This window comes from Brevundimonas goettingensis, from assembly GCF_017487405.1.
In the GTDB taxonomy this organism is placed as follows: Bacteria; Pseudomonadota; Alphaproteobacteria; order Caulobacterales; family Caulobacteraceae; genus Brevundimonas; species Brevundimonas goettingensis.
In genome coordinates, this window is the sequence record NZ_CP062222.1 from 258282 (window position 1) to 273981 (window position 15700).

The following is a 15700-nucleotide window of genomic DNA, read 5'->3' on the forward strand; positions in this document are numbered from 1 at the left end:
TTAACTGACGGCTTTCCCTTTCGGGCGCGGCGCGTTGTGTGTCGGGCTGATTTCGGTGGAGCGGTGCAGACGTGGCGGGCGATCCCTATAAGGAACTTGGCGTTTCCAGGGGCGCGAGCGCGGACGAGATCAAGAAGGCTTTCCGCAAGCTGGCCAAGGAACTGCACCCCGACAAGAACCCGGGGGACAAGGCGGCCGAGGAGCGGTTCAAACGGATCACCGCCGCCTTCGACCTGCTGGGCGATGCCGAGAAGCGCGCCAAATTCGACCAAGGGCAGATCGACGCGGACGGCCGCGAACAGTACGCCGGCTTCGGCGGCGGGCGTGGCGGCGGCGGCGGCTCTGGCGGGTTCTCCGGCTTTGGCGGTTTCTCAGGCGCCGGCGGCCCGGGCGGGCGGGCCAGCTTCGACGACATCGATCTGGAAGAACTGTTCGGCCGCTTCGGCGGTGGCGGCGGCGGGGCGAGAGCCGGGGGACGGTCGCCGTTCAACGGCAAGGGCTCGGATGTGCGCGCCACGCTGGATATCAGCCTGGAGGACTCGATCACGGGCGCGACCCGGCGGATCCAATTCTCGGACGGCCGCACGCTCGACGTCGCCATTCCCAAAGGCGCCGGAGACGGCCAGACAATTCGGTTGAAGGGGCAGGGCGCCCCGGGACGCGGGGGCCCGGCGGGCGACGCCCTGATCGAGCTGAAGATTTCTGCGCATTCCGTGTTCAAGGTCGATGGCGCCGATCTGACCATGGACCAGCCGGTGTCGCTGTACGACGCGGTTCTGGGCGGCAAAATTCCCGTCAGGACTCCGGAAGGCACGGTCAGCATGACCATTCCCAAGGGCTCGACCTCGGGCAAGGTGCTCCGCCTCAAAGGACGAGGCGCCTTCGCCAACGGGAAGCGTGGCGATCTGCTGGCCAAGCTGATGATCGCCCTGCCGGAAGGCGAGGACGAGGCCCTGACCAAACTGGCTCAGAAGCGCCGCGACGAGGGGCCCGTTCGGCCGTTCCGGGACTGACCATGACCAAGCCTGCCGCCAAGCCTGCCCGCCCCTGGTTCGGGTCTGGGCCGACCGCGAAACGACCGGGATATAGTCTGGGCGCCCTTCCTGCCAGCCTGCTGGGACGCGGCATTCGCGCGCCCGAGGTGGTCGAGCGGTTCGCTCAAGGCCTACGGCTGACCCGCGCCGTGCTGGAGGTCCCGGAGAGCCATCTGATGCTTTACACCCCGGGTTCGGACACGGGCGCGGTCGAGGCGGCGCTGTGGGGCATGCTGGGTGAGCGGCCGGTGCAGGTCGTCGCCTATGAGAATTTCGGCCTGACGTGGCTGGCGGATGTGAAGACCCATCTGGGGTTGGAACCCGAGGCCCTGACAGCGCCCTGGGGCGAGCTGCCGGATCTGTCGAAGGTCGATTGGTCCAGGGATGTCGTCTTCCCGTGGAACGGCACGACTTCCGGCGTGCGCGTGCCGGACGGCAACTGGATCGCGGACGATCGCGAGGGAATGGCCATCTGCGACGCCACCTCGGCCGCCTTCGCCATGCCGCTGCCATGGGACAAACTCGATGTCGTGACCTTCTCGTTCCAGAAGGCGCTGGGCGGCGAGGCGGGCATCGGGGTGATGGTGCTGTCGCAGCGTGCGGTGGCTCGGCTGGACGGCTTCAAGCCGACCCGACCGATCCCCAAGCTGCTCAGGATCAATGACGGCAAGGGCTTTGACCGGGCGCTGGCCGACGGTGTGGCGATCAACACCTTCTCCATCCTGACCATCGAGGACTGGATCGACGCCCTGGAGTGGGCCGAGGGCGCGGGAGGGCTCACGGAGCTGATCCGCCGGACCGACGCCAACTATGCGGCGCTGGAAGCCTGGGTCGAGAAAACGGATTGGATCGCCTTCCTGCCCGAGCGGCCGGAAATCCGTTCGACCACCTCGGTCTGTCTGAAGTTCACCGACGCCCGGGTCGCGGCCCTGGACGACAAGGCGCAGAAGGCTTTCGTGGTGCGATTCAAGGCCTTACTGGAAGGCGAGGAGGCGGTGTTCGACATGGAGCCGCATCGCAACGCGCCCCCCGGACTGCGTCTCTGGTGCGGCTGTACAGTCGAGACGGCGGACGTGATCGCAGCCGCGCCCTGGCTGGAATGGGCGTTCGAAACGGCGGTTGGCGAGCTTCAGGCCAGATAAAACGTCCCAACCGGGACGACATTCGGCGATTCCCCCGCTATAGGCTGCGCCCGCCCATTACAGGCATTGGTGCGGAGAGACGGTTTTGGCGAATGTTGCGGTGGTCGGCGCCCAGTGGGGTGACGAGGGCAAGGGCAAGATCGTCGACTGGCTGTCGAACCGGGCCGATATGGTCGTGCGGTTCCAGGGCGGTCACAACGCCGGCCATACGCTGGTCGTGGATGGAAAGGTCTACAAGCTGGCGCTGCTCCCCTCGGGCGTGGTGCAGGGCAAACCCTCGATCATCGGCAACGGCGTGGTCGTCGATCCCTGGCATCTGGTCGGAGAGATCGAGAAGATCGAGGCGCAAGGGATTTCCATCAATCCCGGTATCCTGACCATCGCGGACAACGCCTGCCTGATCCTGCCCATCCATCCGGCGCTGGACGTGGCGCGTGAGGCCGCGGCGAGCGCGCCGGGCGCCAAGATCGGCACCACGGGTCGCGGCATCGGCCCGGCCTATGAAGACAAGGTCGGCCGTCGGGCGATCCGGGTCTGCGACCTGGCCAATGCCGAAGACCTGAAGGTCAAGATCGACCGCCTGCGCTCGCATCATGATCCGCTGCGCGCCGGACTGGGGCTTGAGCCCATCGATCCGGATGCGCTGCTGGCCCAATTGCTGGAGATCGCGCCGAAGATCCTGCCTTACGCCCAGCCGGCCTGGCGCGTGCTGGATCAGGCCCAGCGCGCCGGCAAGCGCGTCCTGTTCGAAGGCGCCCAGGGCGCCTTCCTGGACGTCGATCACGGCACCTATCCCTATGTCACCAGCTCCAACACCGTGGCGGGCCAAGCGGCGGCGGGGTCCGGCATCGGTCCCAAGGGGCCCGGCTATGTGCTGGGCATCGTGAAGGCCTATACGACCCGCGTCGGCGAAGGGCCCTTCGCCTGCGAACTGTTCGATGAGGTCGGCGAGCACCTGGCGACCGTGGGGCGCGAAGTCGGGGTCAATACGGGTCGAGCCCGCCGCTGCGGCTGGTTCGACGCCGTGCTGGTGCGCCAGTCGGTGGCCATCAACGGCATCGACGGCATCGCCCTGACCAAGCTGGACGTTCTGGACGGGCTCAAGACGCTGAAAATCTGCGTGGGCTACAAGATCGACGGGCAGGTTCTGGACTATCTGCCGTCCAGCCTGAAGGCGCAGGCCGCCGCCGAGCCTGTGTTCGAAGAGTTGGAAGGCTGGTCCGAAAGCACGGTTTCGGCCCGTAGCTTCAAGGACCTGAACGCCAATGCGATCAAATACGTGCGGCGGATCGAGGAGCTGATCGGCGCACCCGTCGCGATCCTGTCCACCAGCCCCGAACGGGACGACACCATCCTGGTCCGTGATCCCTTCCTCGGATAGGGCGAAAAAGCTCGACCGTTCAACGCGGTCTTAACCGGAAGCCGGTAGGGATAACGCTCCATCGCGGAGTGTCCCCTTGTTTGCTGCCGACGCCAAAACCCTTGCCCGTATCGCGCCGACCATTCAGCGGGTGGTGGTTGTCGATCCGAATCCGGCGGCGGCGCGGCTGCTGCTCGACCTCATGAAGAGCTTGGGCTCCCGCGAGGTGGTGCATGAGACCGACGAGCTGCGTGCCATGGATTCGATCCGCGAGATCGAGCCGGGTCTGATTTTCACTGAGCGGGCGGGACCGCGTCTGGACGGCGAGGGCTTCACGCGCAAGCTGCGCCGGTCGAACCTTGCCAGCCGCCGCTCGCCGGTGATCATGGTGACGGCGGAAGCCACGGCGAACTCCATCAAGGGCGCTCGCGACTGCGGCGTGCACGAGTTTCTGCGCAAGCCCTTTACCGCGTCGGACCTGTTCCGCCGTGTCGAGAACGTGGCCCTGAAGCCGCGCGACTGGATCGAAGGCGTCGCCTACGTCGGGCCCGACCGTCGCCGCTTCAACTCCGGCGAATACGCCGGGCCGCAGAAACGCAAACAGGACAAGCCCGCCTCCGCCGCCGCTGCCGCCGTGGCCGTCAAGGACCAGGCTATGCGGATTCTCGCCGCCGCCCTGGCCCAATACGACAGCGACCCGACCCAAGCCGTGCGGGCCGCGCGCCAGCAGGCGGAAACCCTGAAGGCGCTGGCCATCAAGACGGCAGATGCGAAGCTGGCGATCGCTGCTGCGGGTCTGGAAGCCCTGTTGGCGGCAGGCCTGCCTTCGAAGGCGGCGCTGGCTCAGCCGATCGGCGGGCTTCTGGCCCTACACCAACCGGAACAGCTGGCCCGGGCGTCCTGAATCAAAAAAGCCCGGCTCGCGGAGCCGGGCTTTCTTTTTAGGCGCTATCGGCGATCAGGCGTCGACGAGGTTCCGCTCTTCGGCAGCGGCGCGCATGGCCTTCTGCAGCTTCTCGAAGGCGCGAACCTCGATCTGGCGCACGCGTTCGCGGCTGACGCCATACTGGCTGGCGAGCTCTTCCAGGGTCACCGGATCGTCCTTGAGGCGGCGCTCGGTGAGGATGTGCTTCTCGCGATCCGTCAACTCGCCCATGGCTTCCTGAAGCAGTCCCATGCGCAGCGACTTCTCTTCATTGTCGGCGAGGGCGGTTTCCTGAGACACGGCCGTATCGTCGGCGAGCCAGTCCTGCCATTCGCTTTCGCCATCGACGCGCAGCGGCGCGTTCAGCGAGGCGTCGCCGCCGAGGCGGCGGTTCATGTTGGTGACCTCTTCCTCGGTCACGCCCAGCTTGGTGGCGATGGCGGAGAGGTGCTCAGGATGCAGGTCGCCCTCCTCGAAGGCCGAGATCTGGCTCTTGGCCTTGCGCAGGTTGAAGAACAGCTTCTTCTGAGCGGCGGTGGTGCCCATCTTCACGAGCGACCAGCTGCGCAGGATGTATTCCTGGATCGAGGCGCGGATCCACCACATGGCGTAGGTGGCCAGGCGGAAGCCCTTGTCCGGATCGAATTTCTTGACGGCCTGCATCAGGCCGACGTTGCCTTCGGAAATCACTTCACCGATCGGCAGGCCGTATCCGCGATAGCCCATGGCGATCTTGGCCACGAGGCGAAGGTGCGAGGTGACCAAGCGGTGGGCGCTCTCGGCGTCCTGGTGTTCAGACCAGCGCTTGGCCAGCATGAACTCTTCGTCCTTGGTCAGCATCGGAAACTTGCGGATTTCCGTGAGATAGCGCGACAGTCCCTGTTCAGGCGACATCACCGCGATCGATTTCAATGCAGCCATAGTCTGGTCCCTCCGACCCGTATCAACGAGCGGGCTCTCCGGTTCCGGCCACCGAATGTGCGCCGGGCCCTCACCCCTCAACCAATCAAGTAGCTACGGGTTTCCGCACATTGTAGGGGCGGATCGTCACACAGAAGCGTGACCGTGTTCCTGGCGCCACTCGCACCGGTCGAAGGACCATATAGCGACCAGTAAGTTCTTAATCAAGACTGACTGTGCGATCGTATCACAGCGCGGCGAGGAGGGCCTCGAGGGCCGCCATGTCCGGGGGCGGAGCGGTCTCGAAACGCAGGTTCTCGCCGGTCACCGGATGAACGAAACCCAGAACCGCGGCGTGGAGGGCCTGACGGGTCAAACCCGCCTCGGCGACGGCGGCCTTCACGGAGAGCGCGGGGCTACCGGAGCCGTAAACGGCGTCGCCGAGGATCGGAGCGCCCTTCGAGGCCAGATGCACACGGATTTGATGGGTGCGGCCGGTGTGCAGGGTGCAGGCGACGCGGGCCGCGAGCGGAGCGGCCCCGGCCTTGGCGGGAACGGCGAAGGCGTTCTGGACAACATAGTCGGTGATGGCCTCGCGCCCGCCGGAACGCAGCACCGCCATCTTCTTGCGGTCCGAGGACGACCGGCCGATCTGGGTCTGGATGCGTCCGGACGCCGGCGAGGGCGCGCCCCGCGTCAGGGCGATATAGGTCCGCTCGATGTCGTGGGTCGCGAAAAGGGCGGACAGCCCGGCATGGGCCCGGTCGGTCTTGGCGGCGACCATGACGCCCGATGTGTCCTTGTCGAGGCGATGGACGATGCCGGGCCGGGCGACGCCGCCGATGCCTGACAGGCTGTCGCCACAGTGGGCCAGAAGGGCGTTGACCAGGGTGCCGGTTTCACAGCCCGGCGCAGGATGGGCGGCCATGCCGGCGGGCTTGTCGATGACGATCAGGTCTGCGTCCTCATAGAGGACCATCAGGGGAATGGCCTCTGGCTGGGGAAGGGCCGGGGCGACGGGCGGCAGGCAGACGACATGGAGGCCGGGCTGAGCCTTGGCCGAGCCACTGGTCAGGATCTGGCCTTCGCGGCTGACGGCGCCTTCGGCTAGAAGCGCCTGCAGACGGGCGCGTGACAGGGTCGGGAAGGCCTGGGCCAGCGCCTTGTCCAGCCGCATTCCGGACGCGTCGATGCGCGCCTCCAGAATTTCGCTCGGAAGGGGATCGTCCTCGTCGATCAGGTCAGGGGCGGACACGGCGCCTTCCTAGCACGACGATGCGCTTGCCGCAGACATAACCTCGCCCAATAGTGAAGCTTGGAAGGGGAGGGTCATTCAATGAAGCGGCTTCTGATCGCAGGCGGCCTGGTCGCGGGCGCCATGCTGCTGGGCAGCTGCGCGACCATGAGTGAGGACGAATGCCGCGCCGGCGCCTGGGGCGAGAAGGGGCATGCCGACGGAATGGCGGGATATCCAATGACCCGGCTGAGCAGTCACATCGACGCCTGCGCCAAATTCCAAGTGGCGGTCGATCCGGTCGCCTACAGCTCGGCGCGCGAGGACGGCCTGCGGTCCTATTGCACCCTTGAGCGAGGGTGGTCCGAAGGGCGGGCGGGCAACACCTACTACGGCGTCTGCCGGCCTGAGGAGGAGGCGGCCTTCCTGCCGGCCTATGAGGACGGACAGAGGCTCCACGTCGCCGAGGCCGCGGTGGAATCGGCCCACAGCGCCTTGAGCAGCGCAGCGGCCCGGGTGTCGGATCGAGAAGAAAAGCTGGACGCCAAGCAGCGCGAGCTGCGGCAGGAAGGGCTGTCCGACGAGGAGCGGCAGCGCATCCGGGATCGGATCGAGGAGGTGCGTGGCGAAATCCGCGACGCCCGCCGCGCCGCGCGCGACGCCAGCAATGCACTGGACGAGGCGCGGCGGGAGGAAGACCGGGTGCGGTTCCTGCTGAGCGGCCGCTACCCGGTCTGAGGTTTCGTCAGGCTGCCTTGACGGCCGCGCCGCGGAACGACGGATCCAGGGCTCCGGAGGCGTAGCGCTTGGCCATCTGGGCGGTCGACATCGGCGTGATCTTGTCCGCCATGCCCTCGCAGCCGAACTGCTGGTAGCGCTCCTTGCAGAGCTTCCTCATGGCTTCCTTGGCGGGCTTCAGATAGGCGCGCGGATCGAACTCGCCCGGCTTCTCGACCAGAACCTTCCGGATGGCGCCGGTGATGGCCATGCGGTTGTCGGTGTCGATGTTGACCTTGCGCACGCCGTGCTTGATGCCGCGCAGGATTTCCTCGACCGGCACGCCCCAGGTCTGGGGCATCTGGCCGCCATAGGCGTTGATGATGTCCTGCAGGTCCTGCGGAACCGACGAAGAGCCGTGCATCACCAGGTGGGTGTTGGGCAGGCGGCGGTGGATTTCCTCGATCACATTCATCGCCAGGACGTCGCCGTCCGGCTTGCGCGTGAACTTGTAGGCGCCGTGCGAAGTGCCCATGGCGATGGCCAGGGCGTCGACCTTGGTGGCGGCGACGAAGTCGACGGCCTGGTCCGGGTCGGTCAGCAGTTGCGAGTGGTCCAGCTTGCCTTCGAAGCCGTGGCCGTCCTCGGCCTCGCCCATGCCGGTTTCCAGCGAACCCAGAACCCCCAGCTCGCCCTCGACCGAGACGCCGCAGCTGTGGGCCATCTCGGTGACGCGGCGGGTGACGTCGACGTTGTACTCGTAGCTGGCCGGGGTCTTGGCGTCTTCTTCCAGCGAACCGTCCATCATCACCGAGGTGAAGCCGTACTGGATAGCGGTGGCGCAGGTCGCCGCGCCGTTGCCGTGGTCCTGGTGCATACAGACCGGGATGTTCGGATAGAGTTCGGCCAGGGCGTCGATCAGCTTGGCCAGGACGATGTCGTTGGCATAGCTGCGGGCGCCGCGCGAGGCCTGGATGATGACCGGGGCGTTGACCTCATGGGCCGCCTCCATGATCGCCAGACCCTGCTCCATGTTGTTGATATTATAGGCCGGCAGTCCGTAGTCGTTCTCGGCCGCGTGGTCGAGCAATTGCCGCAGCGTGATGCGCGCCATTGTGTAGTCCCCTGATGTCAGTCTGTTTTATTTTGTCGGGAGACTAGCGCCGCAGCGCAACAAAGTCACGTCATGTAACAGGCATTACGCTGCGTCAGTCTGTCGGGCCGCGTCCTCAGGCCCGCAGCGCCTCTACGCCGGGCAGGGGCTTGCCCTCCATCCATTCCAGGAAGGCGCCGCCGGCGGTGGAGACGAAGGTCAGGTCGTCGGCCACGCCCGCGTGATTCACGGCAGCGACCGTGTCCCCGCCGCCCGCGACGGCGATCAGGGCGCCAGCCCTGGTCTTGTCCGCGACGTGTTTGGCGGCCGCGACGGTGGCGGCGTCGAAGGGCGGGACCTCGAACACGCCCAGCGGCCCGTTCCAGATCAGGGTCTTCGAGCCGTCGATGGCGGCGTTCAGCTTCGCCACCGTTTCGGGACCGGCGTCCAGGATCTTGTCGTCGGCGGACAGGGCCTCGCCGGCCTTGACGGTGCGGGCCTCGGCGCCCGGCCTGACCTCGGTCGCGACCACGACATCGACGGGCAGCAGCAGCTCGCAGCCGGCCTTTTCGGCGTTGGCCATGATCTCGCGGGCCGTGTCGGCCATGTCCTTTTCGGCCAGCGAGCCGCCGATATCCACGCCCTGTGCGAACAGGAAGGTGTTGGCCATGCCGCCGCCGATGGCTAGCTTGTCGAGCTTGCCGACCAGGTTCTTGAGCAGATCGAGCTTGGTCGAGACCTTCGATCCCCCCACGATCCCGATCACCGGCTTCTGCGGAGTGCCGAGCGCCGCATCCAGCGCTTCCAGCTCGCGCCGCATCGATTCGCCGGCATAGGCGGGCAGGTGGTGGGCGACGCCCTCGGTCGAGGCGTGGGCGCGGTGGGCGGCCGAGAAGGCGTCGTTGACATAGAGGTCGGCCAGTTCGGCGAGGCTGGTCGCGAACTCCGGATCATTGGCCTCTTCCGCCGCGTGGAAGCGGACGTTCTCTAGCAGGACCACGCCGCCGGCGTCCAGGCCGTCGATGGCCGCATGGGCCGGGCCGCCGACGCAGTCCTCGGCGAAGTGAACCGGCGCGCCCAGCAGTTCGGCCAGCGGTCCGGCGATCGGCTTCAGGCTCATCGAGGGCACGACCTGACCCTTGGGGCGGTCGAAGTGGGCCAGCAGCGCGACCTTGGCGCCGGCCTCCCGCAGCTTGTTGATCGTGGGCAGGGCGACGCGCAGGCGGGTGTCGTCGGTGACCTTGCCCCCCTCCATCGGCACATTGAAGTCCACGCGAACCAAGGCGGTCTTGCCCGCGAGGGCGCCGGCGTCGTCAAGGGTGCGGAAGGTCATGGGCGGGCGGTCTTCCATGTCTGGGCTTCGGCGGGCGTCAACGTGATCGTTTCCGCCAGTCCGGGCTTCTCAAGTTTCATAATGACCACGGGGCAGATGGCGAGAACTGCCGCGGCCATGGCGAATATCCAGCGGCCGGGACCGCGCAAGCGGCCAAACAGCCAAATGACAGCGGCCAACCAGACGAGGCTGGCAAGGCCGAAGGCGGCAACTGCGGTCCACCCGAAGATCAGGGTGCGGGGCTGCGCCGCCATCCAGATCGCTTTCGCCGCAAGACTGAATGACGCCCCCGCGAGGACCCCGAGCAAAGCCAACAACAATGCGGCGCCCCAGAGGATCCAAGGGCGCCGCGTCGTCATCAAAGGAACTTGGCCATCACCAGGGCGGTGTCGGCCATGCGCGAGGCGAAGCCCCACTCATTGTCGTACCAGGTCAGGACGCGGGCCAGCTTGCCGTCGACGACCTGGGTCTGGGGCAGGGCGGCGGTCGAGGAGGCGGCGATGTGGTTCAGGTCGTGCGAGACCAGCGGCTCGACGGTCGTGGCCAGAACGCCCTTCATCGGACCATCTGCGGCGGCCTGCAGAGCGGCGTTGATTTCCTCGACGGTGACGTCGCGCGAGGCGACCACCTTAAGATCGACAACCGAGACGTTCGGGGTCGGGACGCGGATCGAGGAGCCGTCCAGCTTGCCCTTCAGTTCCGGCAGGACCAGGCCCAGGGCCTTGGCAGCGCCGGTCGAGGTCGGGATCATCGACAGGGCCGCGGCGCGGGCGCGGTACAGGTCCTTGTGCATCGTATCCAGCGTCGGCTGGTCGCCGGTGTAGGAGTGGATGGTGGTCATATAGCCGCGCTCGATGCCGAACAGGTCGTGCAGGACCTTGGCGACCGGGGCGAGGGCGTTGGTGGTGCACGAGCCGTTGGAGACGATGATGTCGTCGGCGGTCAGGGTTTCGTGGTTGACCTTGTAGACGATGGTCTTGTCGGCGCCGTCGGCGGGGGCCGAGACCAGCACGCGCTTGGCGCCGGCGGTCAGGTGGGCCGAGGCCTTTTCCTTGGAGGTGAAGATGCCCGTGCACTCGAAGGCGATGTCGACGTTCAGTTCGGCGTGCGGGAGCTTGGCCGGGTCGCGCTCGGCCGTGACCTTGATCTTGCCCGTTCCGACGTCGATCCAGTCTTCACCGGTCGTGACCGTGCCGGGGAAGCGGCCGTGCACCGAGTCATAGCGGAACAGGTGGGCGTTGGTCTCCACCGGGCCCAGGTCGTTGATCGCCACGACCTCGATATCCGTACGGCCATGCTCGACGATCGAGCGGAGGACGAGGCGGCCGATGCGGCCGAAGCCGTTGATGGCGACGCGAAGGGTCATGGGCGGGCTCCTGAATGGGGTGGTTTATCGTTGGCGCTTCAATGGGGCCCGCGCGCGCGCGGATCAACCCCGCGGGCGTAACATCGAGTGATCAACTGTGACGCTTGACGACCTGACACCGATGTCAGGCGGTGCGGCGGATTCTTTGGGGCGCGCCACCGACGCCGACGGCCTCCAAGCCCATGACCTTGCCGTCGTCGCCGCGCAGGAACTGGTAGCGCCGTCCGGGATCGCCCACGATGGTGAACAGGTCATCGCCGAGGGGCGCGAGCGTGACCGGCGGCCGACGTCCCGCCACCACCTTCAGTCGCCCACCTTCGACAGAGATGGTCCGGTCGCCATAGGTCCCGGTATAGTCCCCCAGATTTCCCGCCACTTCGGCCGGCAGGTCCTGCGATCGCAGCGCCTCCAGCGCCCAGACCGCGTCGGTGCGGCCGCCGTCGGCGGCGATGATCTTCTCCAGCGCCAGGGTCTGGGCGGTGTCCAGCGCCTTGTCCCATGACACTGCGACGTCCGGTTTGACGCCCGCGCCCTCCCAATTGCCGCCGGTGATCGGATTGACGGGGGAGCCCATGGACACGAAGACGGCGAAGCCGCCGCCAGCCGGGACCATGCCGCCCGGGTTGGCCGCGCCGCCGCTGGCCTCGCCGACGATGACCGCGCGCCGCGCCGCCTGCAGGGTATAGGGGAAGGCCTCGCCCGCCGAGCCTGTGCGGGCGCTGGTCAGAATATAGACCGGCACGGTCAGGCGCGGATCCGCGTGATAGACCTCGGGAGCCTCGCTCTCGGTCCCCTCGCGGCTATGGAAGATGTTGTAGATCGGGGCGTTGGCCGGGGTGAAGGCGCTGGTCAGATAGCCGACCATCGACGGCGCGCCGCCGCCGTTGTCGCGCAGGTCGAAGATCACCGCATCCGTACCGCCGACGAAGCTCAGCGCCGCATCCGCCGCCGCCCGGGCCGGATCCTTCGGATCGTTGAAGTCGATCTCGGAAAACTGGCGCAGGTCGATATAGCCGATGTTGCCCGGCAGGATCTGGACGCCCCGGAAACCGTAGTGGCCGCGCGCCTCGGCCGGGTTCGCCGGGCGTGGTCCGGGCCGAGGTCCGGCTTGCGGACCGGGACCGCGCATCGGGGGGCCATCGCCGAGCCGGGGATCGAAGACGACGTTGAAATGGCCGTCGAGGGGACGCAGCCGCACGGTCAGGGCCGTCGCCAGATCGCGGGGATCGGTCTGGGCGTCGAACTCGCCGGCCGCGGCGGCGTCCTCCAAGCCCTTGGCGATCTCGTCGGCGCGACGGGGATCGAAGTAGAGATCGCGGATTCGGGTCGCCACCGCCTGGACCGTCTCGCGCGGCGAGCGGGCGGTTACTGCAGGAGCGGGCGCCGAGCCCGCAGCGGGTCCCGGCGCCGGCGTCTGGGCCAGGGCGGGAACCGGAGAGGCGGCCAGCAGAAGCAGGACAGTCGTGAAGGCGCGCATCAGATCGTCTCCGTCTTCAGAGGCAGGACCATCAGGGCGGTCAGTCCGCCTTCCGGTCGATTGATCAGGTTGACGTCGCCGCCGGCGCTCCGCGCCGCCTGACGCGCGACCGACAGGCCCAGGCCCGCTCCGCCGGTCTCGCGATTGCGCGACCGCTCGCCGCGCGCGAAGGGCTCGAACACCATCTCCAGCTCTTCCTCCGGCAGGCCCGGGCCGTCGTCCTCGACCGAGATCACGGCCTGATCGTCCAGCAGGAAGGTGCGAACCCGCGCCGCGTCGGCGAACTTCACCCCATTCTCGATCAGATTGGCGATCGCTCGGCGCAGCGCCGCCGGATCGCCCTCGACCGGCAGGGCGCGACCGCCGTCGAAGGTCACCGCAGCGCCGGTCTCCGAGAAGCCGCCGGCGCAGTCGCGGGCCAGGGCGTCCAGATCCAGCGGTTCGCGCCGTTCGGCCTGGGTCTCGCCGCGCACGAAGGCCATGGCCTGGCCGATCAGGGCGTCCATCTCCTCCACATCGGCGACCATGCGGTCGCGCAGCTTCGGCGGCGCCAGTTCGACCCGAAACCGGATCCGCGTCAGGGGTGTGCGCAGGTCGTGGGCGATGGCGGCGATGGTCTGGGTCCGCTTGCGCATGTGGTCGCGCAGAGAGGCCTGCATGTCATTGAAGGCGGCGATGGCGGTGCGCACCTCGGTCGGGCCGGTGGGCTTCAGCGGCTCCGCGTCCGGATCGGCCCCCAGGCGTTCGGCGGCTTCGGCGAAGACCCGGATCGGTCGTGTCAACCGCCGCGCCAGCAACCAGACGATCGGCGCCAGGATCGCCATCGAGATCAGCAGCGAGATCAACAGCCGCATCTGCCAGGGCGAGATCAGGCTACGCGGCGGCTCGACCGTCGCCCATTTGCCGTCCGGCAGCTTCACCGAAGCGGAGAAGGGATCGAAGTTGAGCCGGTCGGCGATGATGTTGAACTGACGGGTGGTCTCCACCGCGCCCGAACCTTGGCGACGGATGGTGACATGGGTCGAGACCTCCGCCGTCGTCGCGCCGTCCTGTCCGGCGCGGCCCTCTGGCAAGGGCGGACGGTCGGGCGCGGAGCCCGGCTGCGGAGGCGGCCCGTCCGGTCGTACGAAGACGAAGCTGGTCTGACTGCCCGCGAAGGCGGGGCGGCCATTCGGTCCGGGGCCGGGACCTGGACCCGGGAAGGGGCCTTGACCCGGCCGACGACGGCCCATGCCGAACGGCGGCCCGCGATGCTCGATGCGGACGCGCACGTTCTCGACCGGGGTCTTCAGCCGCTGCGCCAGTCCGGCGGCGACGAAGGTCACCAGCGGGTCGTTCGGGCGCCGGTCGTTGTCGGTGTCGACCGCGATCGGCCGGTCGCCGATCCGGCGCACCAGCTTGCGGCCGTCCGTTGTCTTCGCGGGTAGACCCTGAAGGGCCTCCGCCGCTGAGGCGAGGCTGTATCCGGCCGGCGCGGGCTCCGGCGCCAGGATGATGACGGCGAAGGCCACGGCCTGGGACATGACGACGGCCAGGGCGGCCAGCGCCCCGACCGACACCAGCACAGGCAGCGATGACGGCCGTTTCACCGGCGGGTCACCTTGACGTCAAAGCGATAGCCCTCGCCGCGTACGGTCTGGATCATCTCCAGACCCGAACCGTCATCCAGCTTCTTGCGCAGTCGGCTGATCTGGACGTCCATGGCGCGATCGAACACGTCGGCGTCGGCGCCGCGCGCCGCCTCCAGGAGCTGATCGCGCGTCAGGATGCGGCCAGGCCGCTCGGCGAAGGCGTTCAGCAGGGCGAACTCGCCGCCCGACAGGCTCACCAGCATCCCGTCCGGCCGGGTCAGCTCGCGCCGCATCAGGTCCAGACGCCAGCCCGCGAAGGTCAGGGCCGGGCCGCCTGTCGGGGCTTCCTCGTCGCGTGGACGGCGCAGCACGGCGCGGACGCGGGCCAGCAGTTCGCGCGGATTGCAGGGCTTGGCCAGATAGTCGTCGGCCCCCAGCTCAAGGCCGACGATCCGGTCGGTGTCCTCGCCCATGGCGCTGAGCATGACGATGGGCGGACCGTTGCCGCTGAGCCGGCGCACGACCGACAGGCCGTCTTCACCGGGCATCATCAGATCCAGCACGATCAGATCGATGGAGGCGGCGGCGAGGGCGCGGTCCATCTCGGTGGCAGAGGCGGCGCCGCTGGCTTCATAGCCGTGCTGACCGAGGTAGTCGCAGAGCACTTCGCGGATGCCGGGGTCGTCGTCGACGACGAGAATACGGGAGGGGATTTCCATGAGCATGGCCGCCTTATGCCGATGCTGATGCATCGCATCATTGCAGCGATGAAACAAATCCATGCGGTTCTGAAATATCCATGCAAGCCGAACGTGGTCGATGACGGCGTCCAGAACGGAGACACAACGAATGCTTATCGCCATGATCCTCGCCGGCGTCATTGCCGGTCCTGACGCCGCCCAAACCCCGCCGGTTCCTGCCGAAGGGGCCCATCAGGAAGTTCGCGTCTTCACCCTGGGCGGGGACGGTCCCGGTCCGCGCGGCCCCGCGCTCGACAAGAACGGCGATGGCTTCGTCACCCGTGACGAGTTCACCGCGCCCCAGACCCAGGCCTTCGACTTCCTCGACAAGAACCGCGACGGCAAGATCTCCACCGAAGAGTTCGCCGACGGCCGTGCGGCGGCCATGGTGGTGCTCGGCGGTCCGGGTGCTGGCGGTGGTCTCGGCCGTGGACCGGTGCGTGTCCACGTCGGAGACGGCGGTCCGCACGGCGCTCTGTTCAGCGGCCAGATGGGCAGCCCGGGTGGAGAGAGCCGGGTCTTCGTGATGCGTCGCGACGGCGCCGACGGCGACCTGCCCCCGCCGCCTCCGGGCGCCCCTATCCAGATCGACCGCATCGGCGGTCCCGGCGGCGAAGGTCCCGGCGATCTGGACAAGGACCACGACGGCAAGGTCAGCGAGGAAGAGTTCCTGGCGCCCCTGCGCGAAGCCTTCCAGCGCATGGACGCCGATCACTCCGGGTATCTGGAAAGCGGCGAGAAGAGCGAGGGCGGCGTCCACGTCATCACCCGCAGGGTGACCAACTCGCCCGACTAGGTCGTGGGCTGA

15 protein-coding genes are annotated in these 15700 nt (G+C 67.7%); 6 read left to right on the plus strand and 9 right to left on the minus strand.

The genetic code is table 11. The annotated features are described in order from the left end of the window. Positions 1 to 71 precede the first annotated feature (71 nt). The 4 genes from IFJ75_RS01315 (at position 72) to IFJ75_RS01330 (ending at position 4440) form a co-directional block, all read left to right on the plus strand. Positions 72 to 1013, plus strand: coding sequence for a DnaJ C-terminal domain-containing protein (locus IFJ75_RS01315; protein ID WP_207870784.1), 942 nt, complete (start codon positions 72 to 74; stop codon positions 1011 to 1013). Between the two features lie 2 nt (positions 1014 to 1015). Continuing rightward, positions 1016 to 2176, plus strand: a complete 1161-nt coding sequence (locus tag IFJ75_RS01320) for a phosphoserine transaminase (protein ID WP_207870785.1) — start codon at positions 1016 to 1018, stop codon at positions 2174 to 2176. A gap of 85 nt (positions 2177 to 2261) precedes the next feature. Beyond that, positions 2262 to 3557, plus strand: coding sequence for an adenylosuccinate synthase (locus IFJ75_RS01325; RefSeq protein WP_207870786.1), 1296 nt, complete (start codon positions 2262 to 2264; stop codon positions 3555 to 3557). 76 nt (positions 3558 to 3633) lie between these two features. Next, positions 3634 to 4440, plus strand: coding sequence for a response regulator (locus IFJ75_RS01330; RefSeq protein ID WP_207870787.1), 807 nt, complete (start codon positions 3634 to 3636; stop codon positions 4438 to 4440). Between the two features lie 54 nt (positions 4441 to 4494). Here the strand turns inward: IFJ75_RS01330 and rpoH are convergent, their stop codons facing one another. Beyond that, positions 4495 to 5382: an RNA polymerase sigma factor RpoH gene (gene rpoH, locus IFJ75_RS01335; protein WP_207870788.1), complete on the minus strand. Its 888-nt coding sequence runs from the start codon at positions 5380 to 5382 to the stop codon at positions 4495 to 4497. 226 nt (positions 5383 to 5608) lie between these two features. Beyond that, positions 5609 to 6601 carry an RluA family pseudouridine synthase gene (locus tag IFJ75_RS01340; protein ID WP_404822089.1) on the minus strand — a complete coding sequence of 331 codons (993 nt, stop codon included), beginning with the start codon at positions 6599 to 6601 and terminating at the stop codon, positions 5609 to 5611. 96 nt (positions 6602 to 6697) lie between these two features. On the opposite strand from IFJ75_RS01340, the gene IFJ75_RS01345 reads away from it, so the two are divergent. Further along, positions 6698 to 7333 carry a DUF2799 domain-containing protein gene (locus tag IFJ75_RS01345; protein WP_207870789.1) on the plus strand — a complete coding sequence of 212 codons (636 nt, stop codon included), beginning with the start codon at positions 6698 to 6700 and terminating at the stop codon, positions 7331 to 7333. Positions 7334 to 7340: 7 nt separating this feature from the next. On the opposite strand, the gene fba is transcribed toward IFJ75_RS01345, so the two are convergent. From fba to IFJ75_RS01380, 7 genes are all read right to left on the minus strand, one after another. Then, entirely contained in the window at positions 7341 to 8426 is a 1086-nt protein-coding gene (gene fba / locus IFJ75_RS01350; protein ID WP_207870790.1) for a class II fructose-bisphosphate aldolase, read from the minus strand. Between the two features lie 115 nt (positions 8427 to 8541). After that, on the minus strand, positions 8542 to 9738 hold the full coding sequence (locus IFJ75_RS01355) for a phosphoglycerate kinase (RefSeq protein ID WP_207870791.1): 1197 nt from the start codon (positions 9736 to 9738) through the stop codon (positions 8542 to 8544). Next, positions 9735 to 10097 carry a hypothetical protein gene (locus tag IFJ75_RS01360; protein WP_207870792.1) on the minus strand — a complete coding sequence of 121 codons (363 nt, stop codon included), beginning with the start codon at positions 10095 to 10097 and terminating at the stop codon, positions 9735 to 9737. The genes IFJ75_RS01355 and IFJ75_RS01360 overlap by 4 nt, the downstream gene beginning before the upstream one ends. Then, positions 10097 to 11104: a type I glyceraldehyde-3-phosphate dehydrogenase gene (gap, locus tag IFJ75_RS01365; RefSeq protein ID WP_207870793.1), complete on the minus strand. Its 1008-nt coding sequence runs from the start codon at positions 11102 to 11104 to the stop codon at positions 10097 to 10099. The genes IFJ75_RS01360 and gap overlap by 1 nt, the downstream gene beginning before the upstream one ends. A gap of 124 nt (positions 11105 to 11228) precedes the next feature. Continuing rightward, complete coding sequence (locus IFJ75_RS01370; protein ID WP_207870794.1) at positions 11229 to 12581, minus strand: S41 family peptidase; 1353 nt, start codon at positions 12579 to 12581, stop codon at positions 11229 to 11231. After that, positions 12581 to 14170 carry an ATP-binding protein gene (locus IFJ75_RS01375; protein ID WP_207870795.1) on the minus strand — a complete coding sequence of 530 codons (1590 nt, stop codon included), beginning with the start codon at positions 14168 to 14170 and terminating at the stop codon, positions 12581 to 12583. The genes IFJ75_RS01370 and IFJ75_RS01375 overlap by 1 nt, the downstream gene beginning before the upstream one ends. Next, on the minus strand, positions 14167 to 14871 hold the full coding sequence (locus IFJ75_RS01380) for a response regulator (RefSeq protein WP_207870796.1): 705 nt from the start codon (positions 14869 to 14871) through the stop codon (positions 14167 to 14169). The genes IFJ75_RS01375 and IFJ75_RS01380 overlap by 4 nt, the downstream gene beginning before the upstream one ends. Positions 14872 to 15001: 130 nt before the next feature. Between IFJ75_RS01380 and IFJ75_RS01385 the strand changes: the two genes are divergently transcribed. After that, a complete protein-coding gene (locus tag IFJ75_RS01385) occupies positions 15002 to 15688 on the plus strand; it encodes an EF-hand domain-containing protein (protein ID WP_207870797.1) in 687 nt (228 codons plus the stop codon). The last annotated feature ends 12 nt before the right edge of the window (positions 15689 to 15700 follow it).

What these genes read in the sequence shown, in the direction of transcription:
- IFJ75_RS01385 (WP_207870797.1), top strand. Translation starts at nt 15,002, where the DNA reads ATGCTTATCGCCATGATCCTCGCCGGCGTCATTGCCGGTCCTGACGCC.
- IFJ75_RS01320 (WP_207870785.1), top strand. Translation starts at nt 1,016, where the DNA reads ATGACCAAGCCTGCCGCCAAGCCTGCCCGCCCCTGGTTCGGGTCTGGG.
- IFJ75_RS01345 (WP_207870789.1), top strand. Translation starts at nt 6,698, where the DNA reads ATGAAGCGGCTTCTGATCGCAGGCGGCCTGGTCGCGGGCGCCATGCTG.
- gap (WP_207870793.1), bottom strand. Translation starts at nt 11,104, where the DNA reads ATGACCCTTCGCGTCGCCATCAACGGCTTCGGCCGCATCGGCCGCCTC.
- IFJ75_RS01370 (WP_207870794.1), bottom strand. Translation starts at nt 12,581, where the DNA reads ATGCGCGCCTTCACGACTGTCCTGCTTCTGCTGGCCGCCTCTCCGGTT.
- IFJ75_RS01355 (WP_207870791.1), bottom strand. Translation starts at nt 9,738, where the DNA reads ATGACCTTCCGCACCCTTGACGACGCCGGCGCCCTCGCGGGCAAGACC.
- fba (WP_207870790.1), bottom strand. Translation starts at nt 8,426, where the DNA reads ATGGCGCGCATCACGCTGCGGCAATTGCTCGACCACGCGGCCGAGAAC.
- IFJ75_RS01360 (WP_207870792.1), bottom strand. Translation starts at nt 10,097, where the DNA reads ATGACGACGCGGCGCCCTTGGATCCTCTGGGGCGCCGCATTGTTGTTG.
- rpoH (WP_207870788.1), bottom strand. Translation starts at nt 5,382, where the DNA reads ATGGCTGCATTGAAATCGATCGCGGTGATGTCGCCTGAACAGGGACTG.
- IFJ75_RS01380 (WP_207870796.1), bottom strand. Translation starts at nt 14,871, where the DNA reads ATGGAAATCCCCTCCCGTATTCTCGTCGTCGACGACGACCCCGGCATC.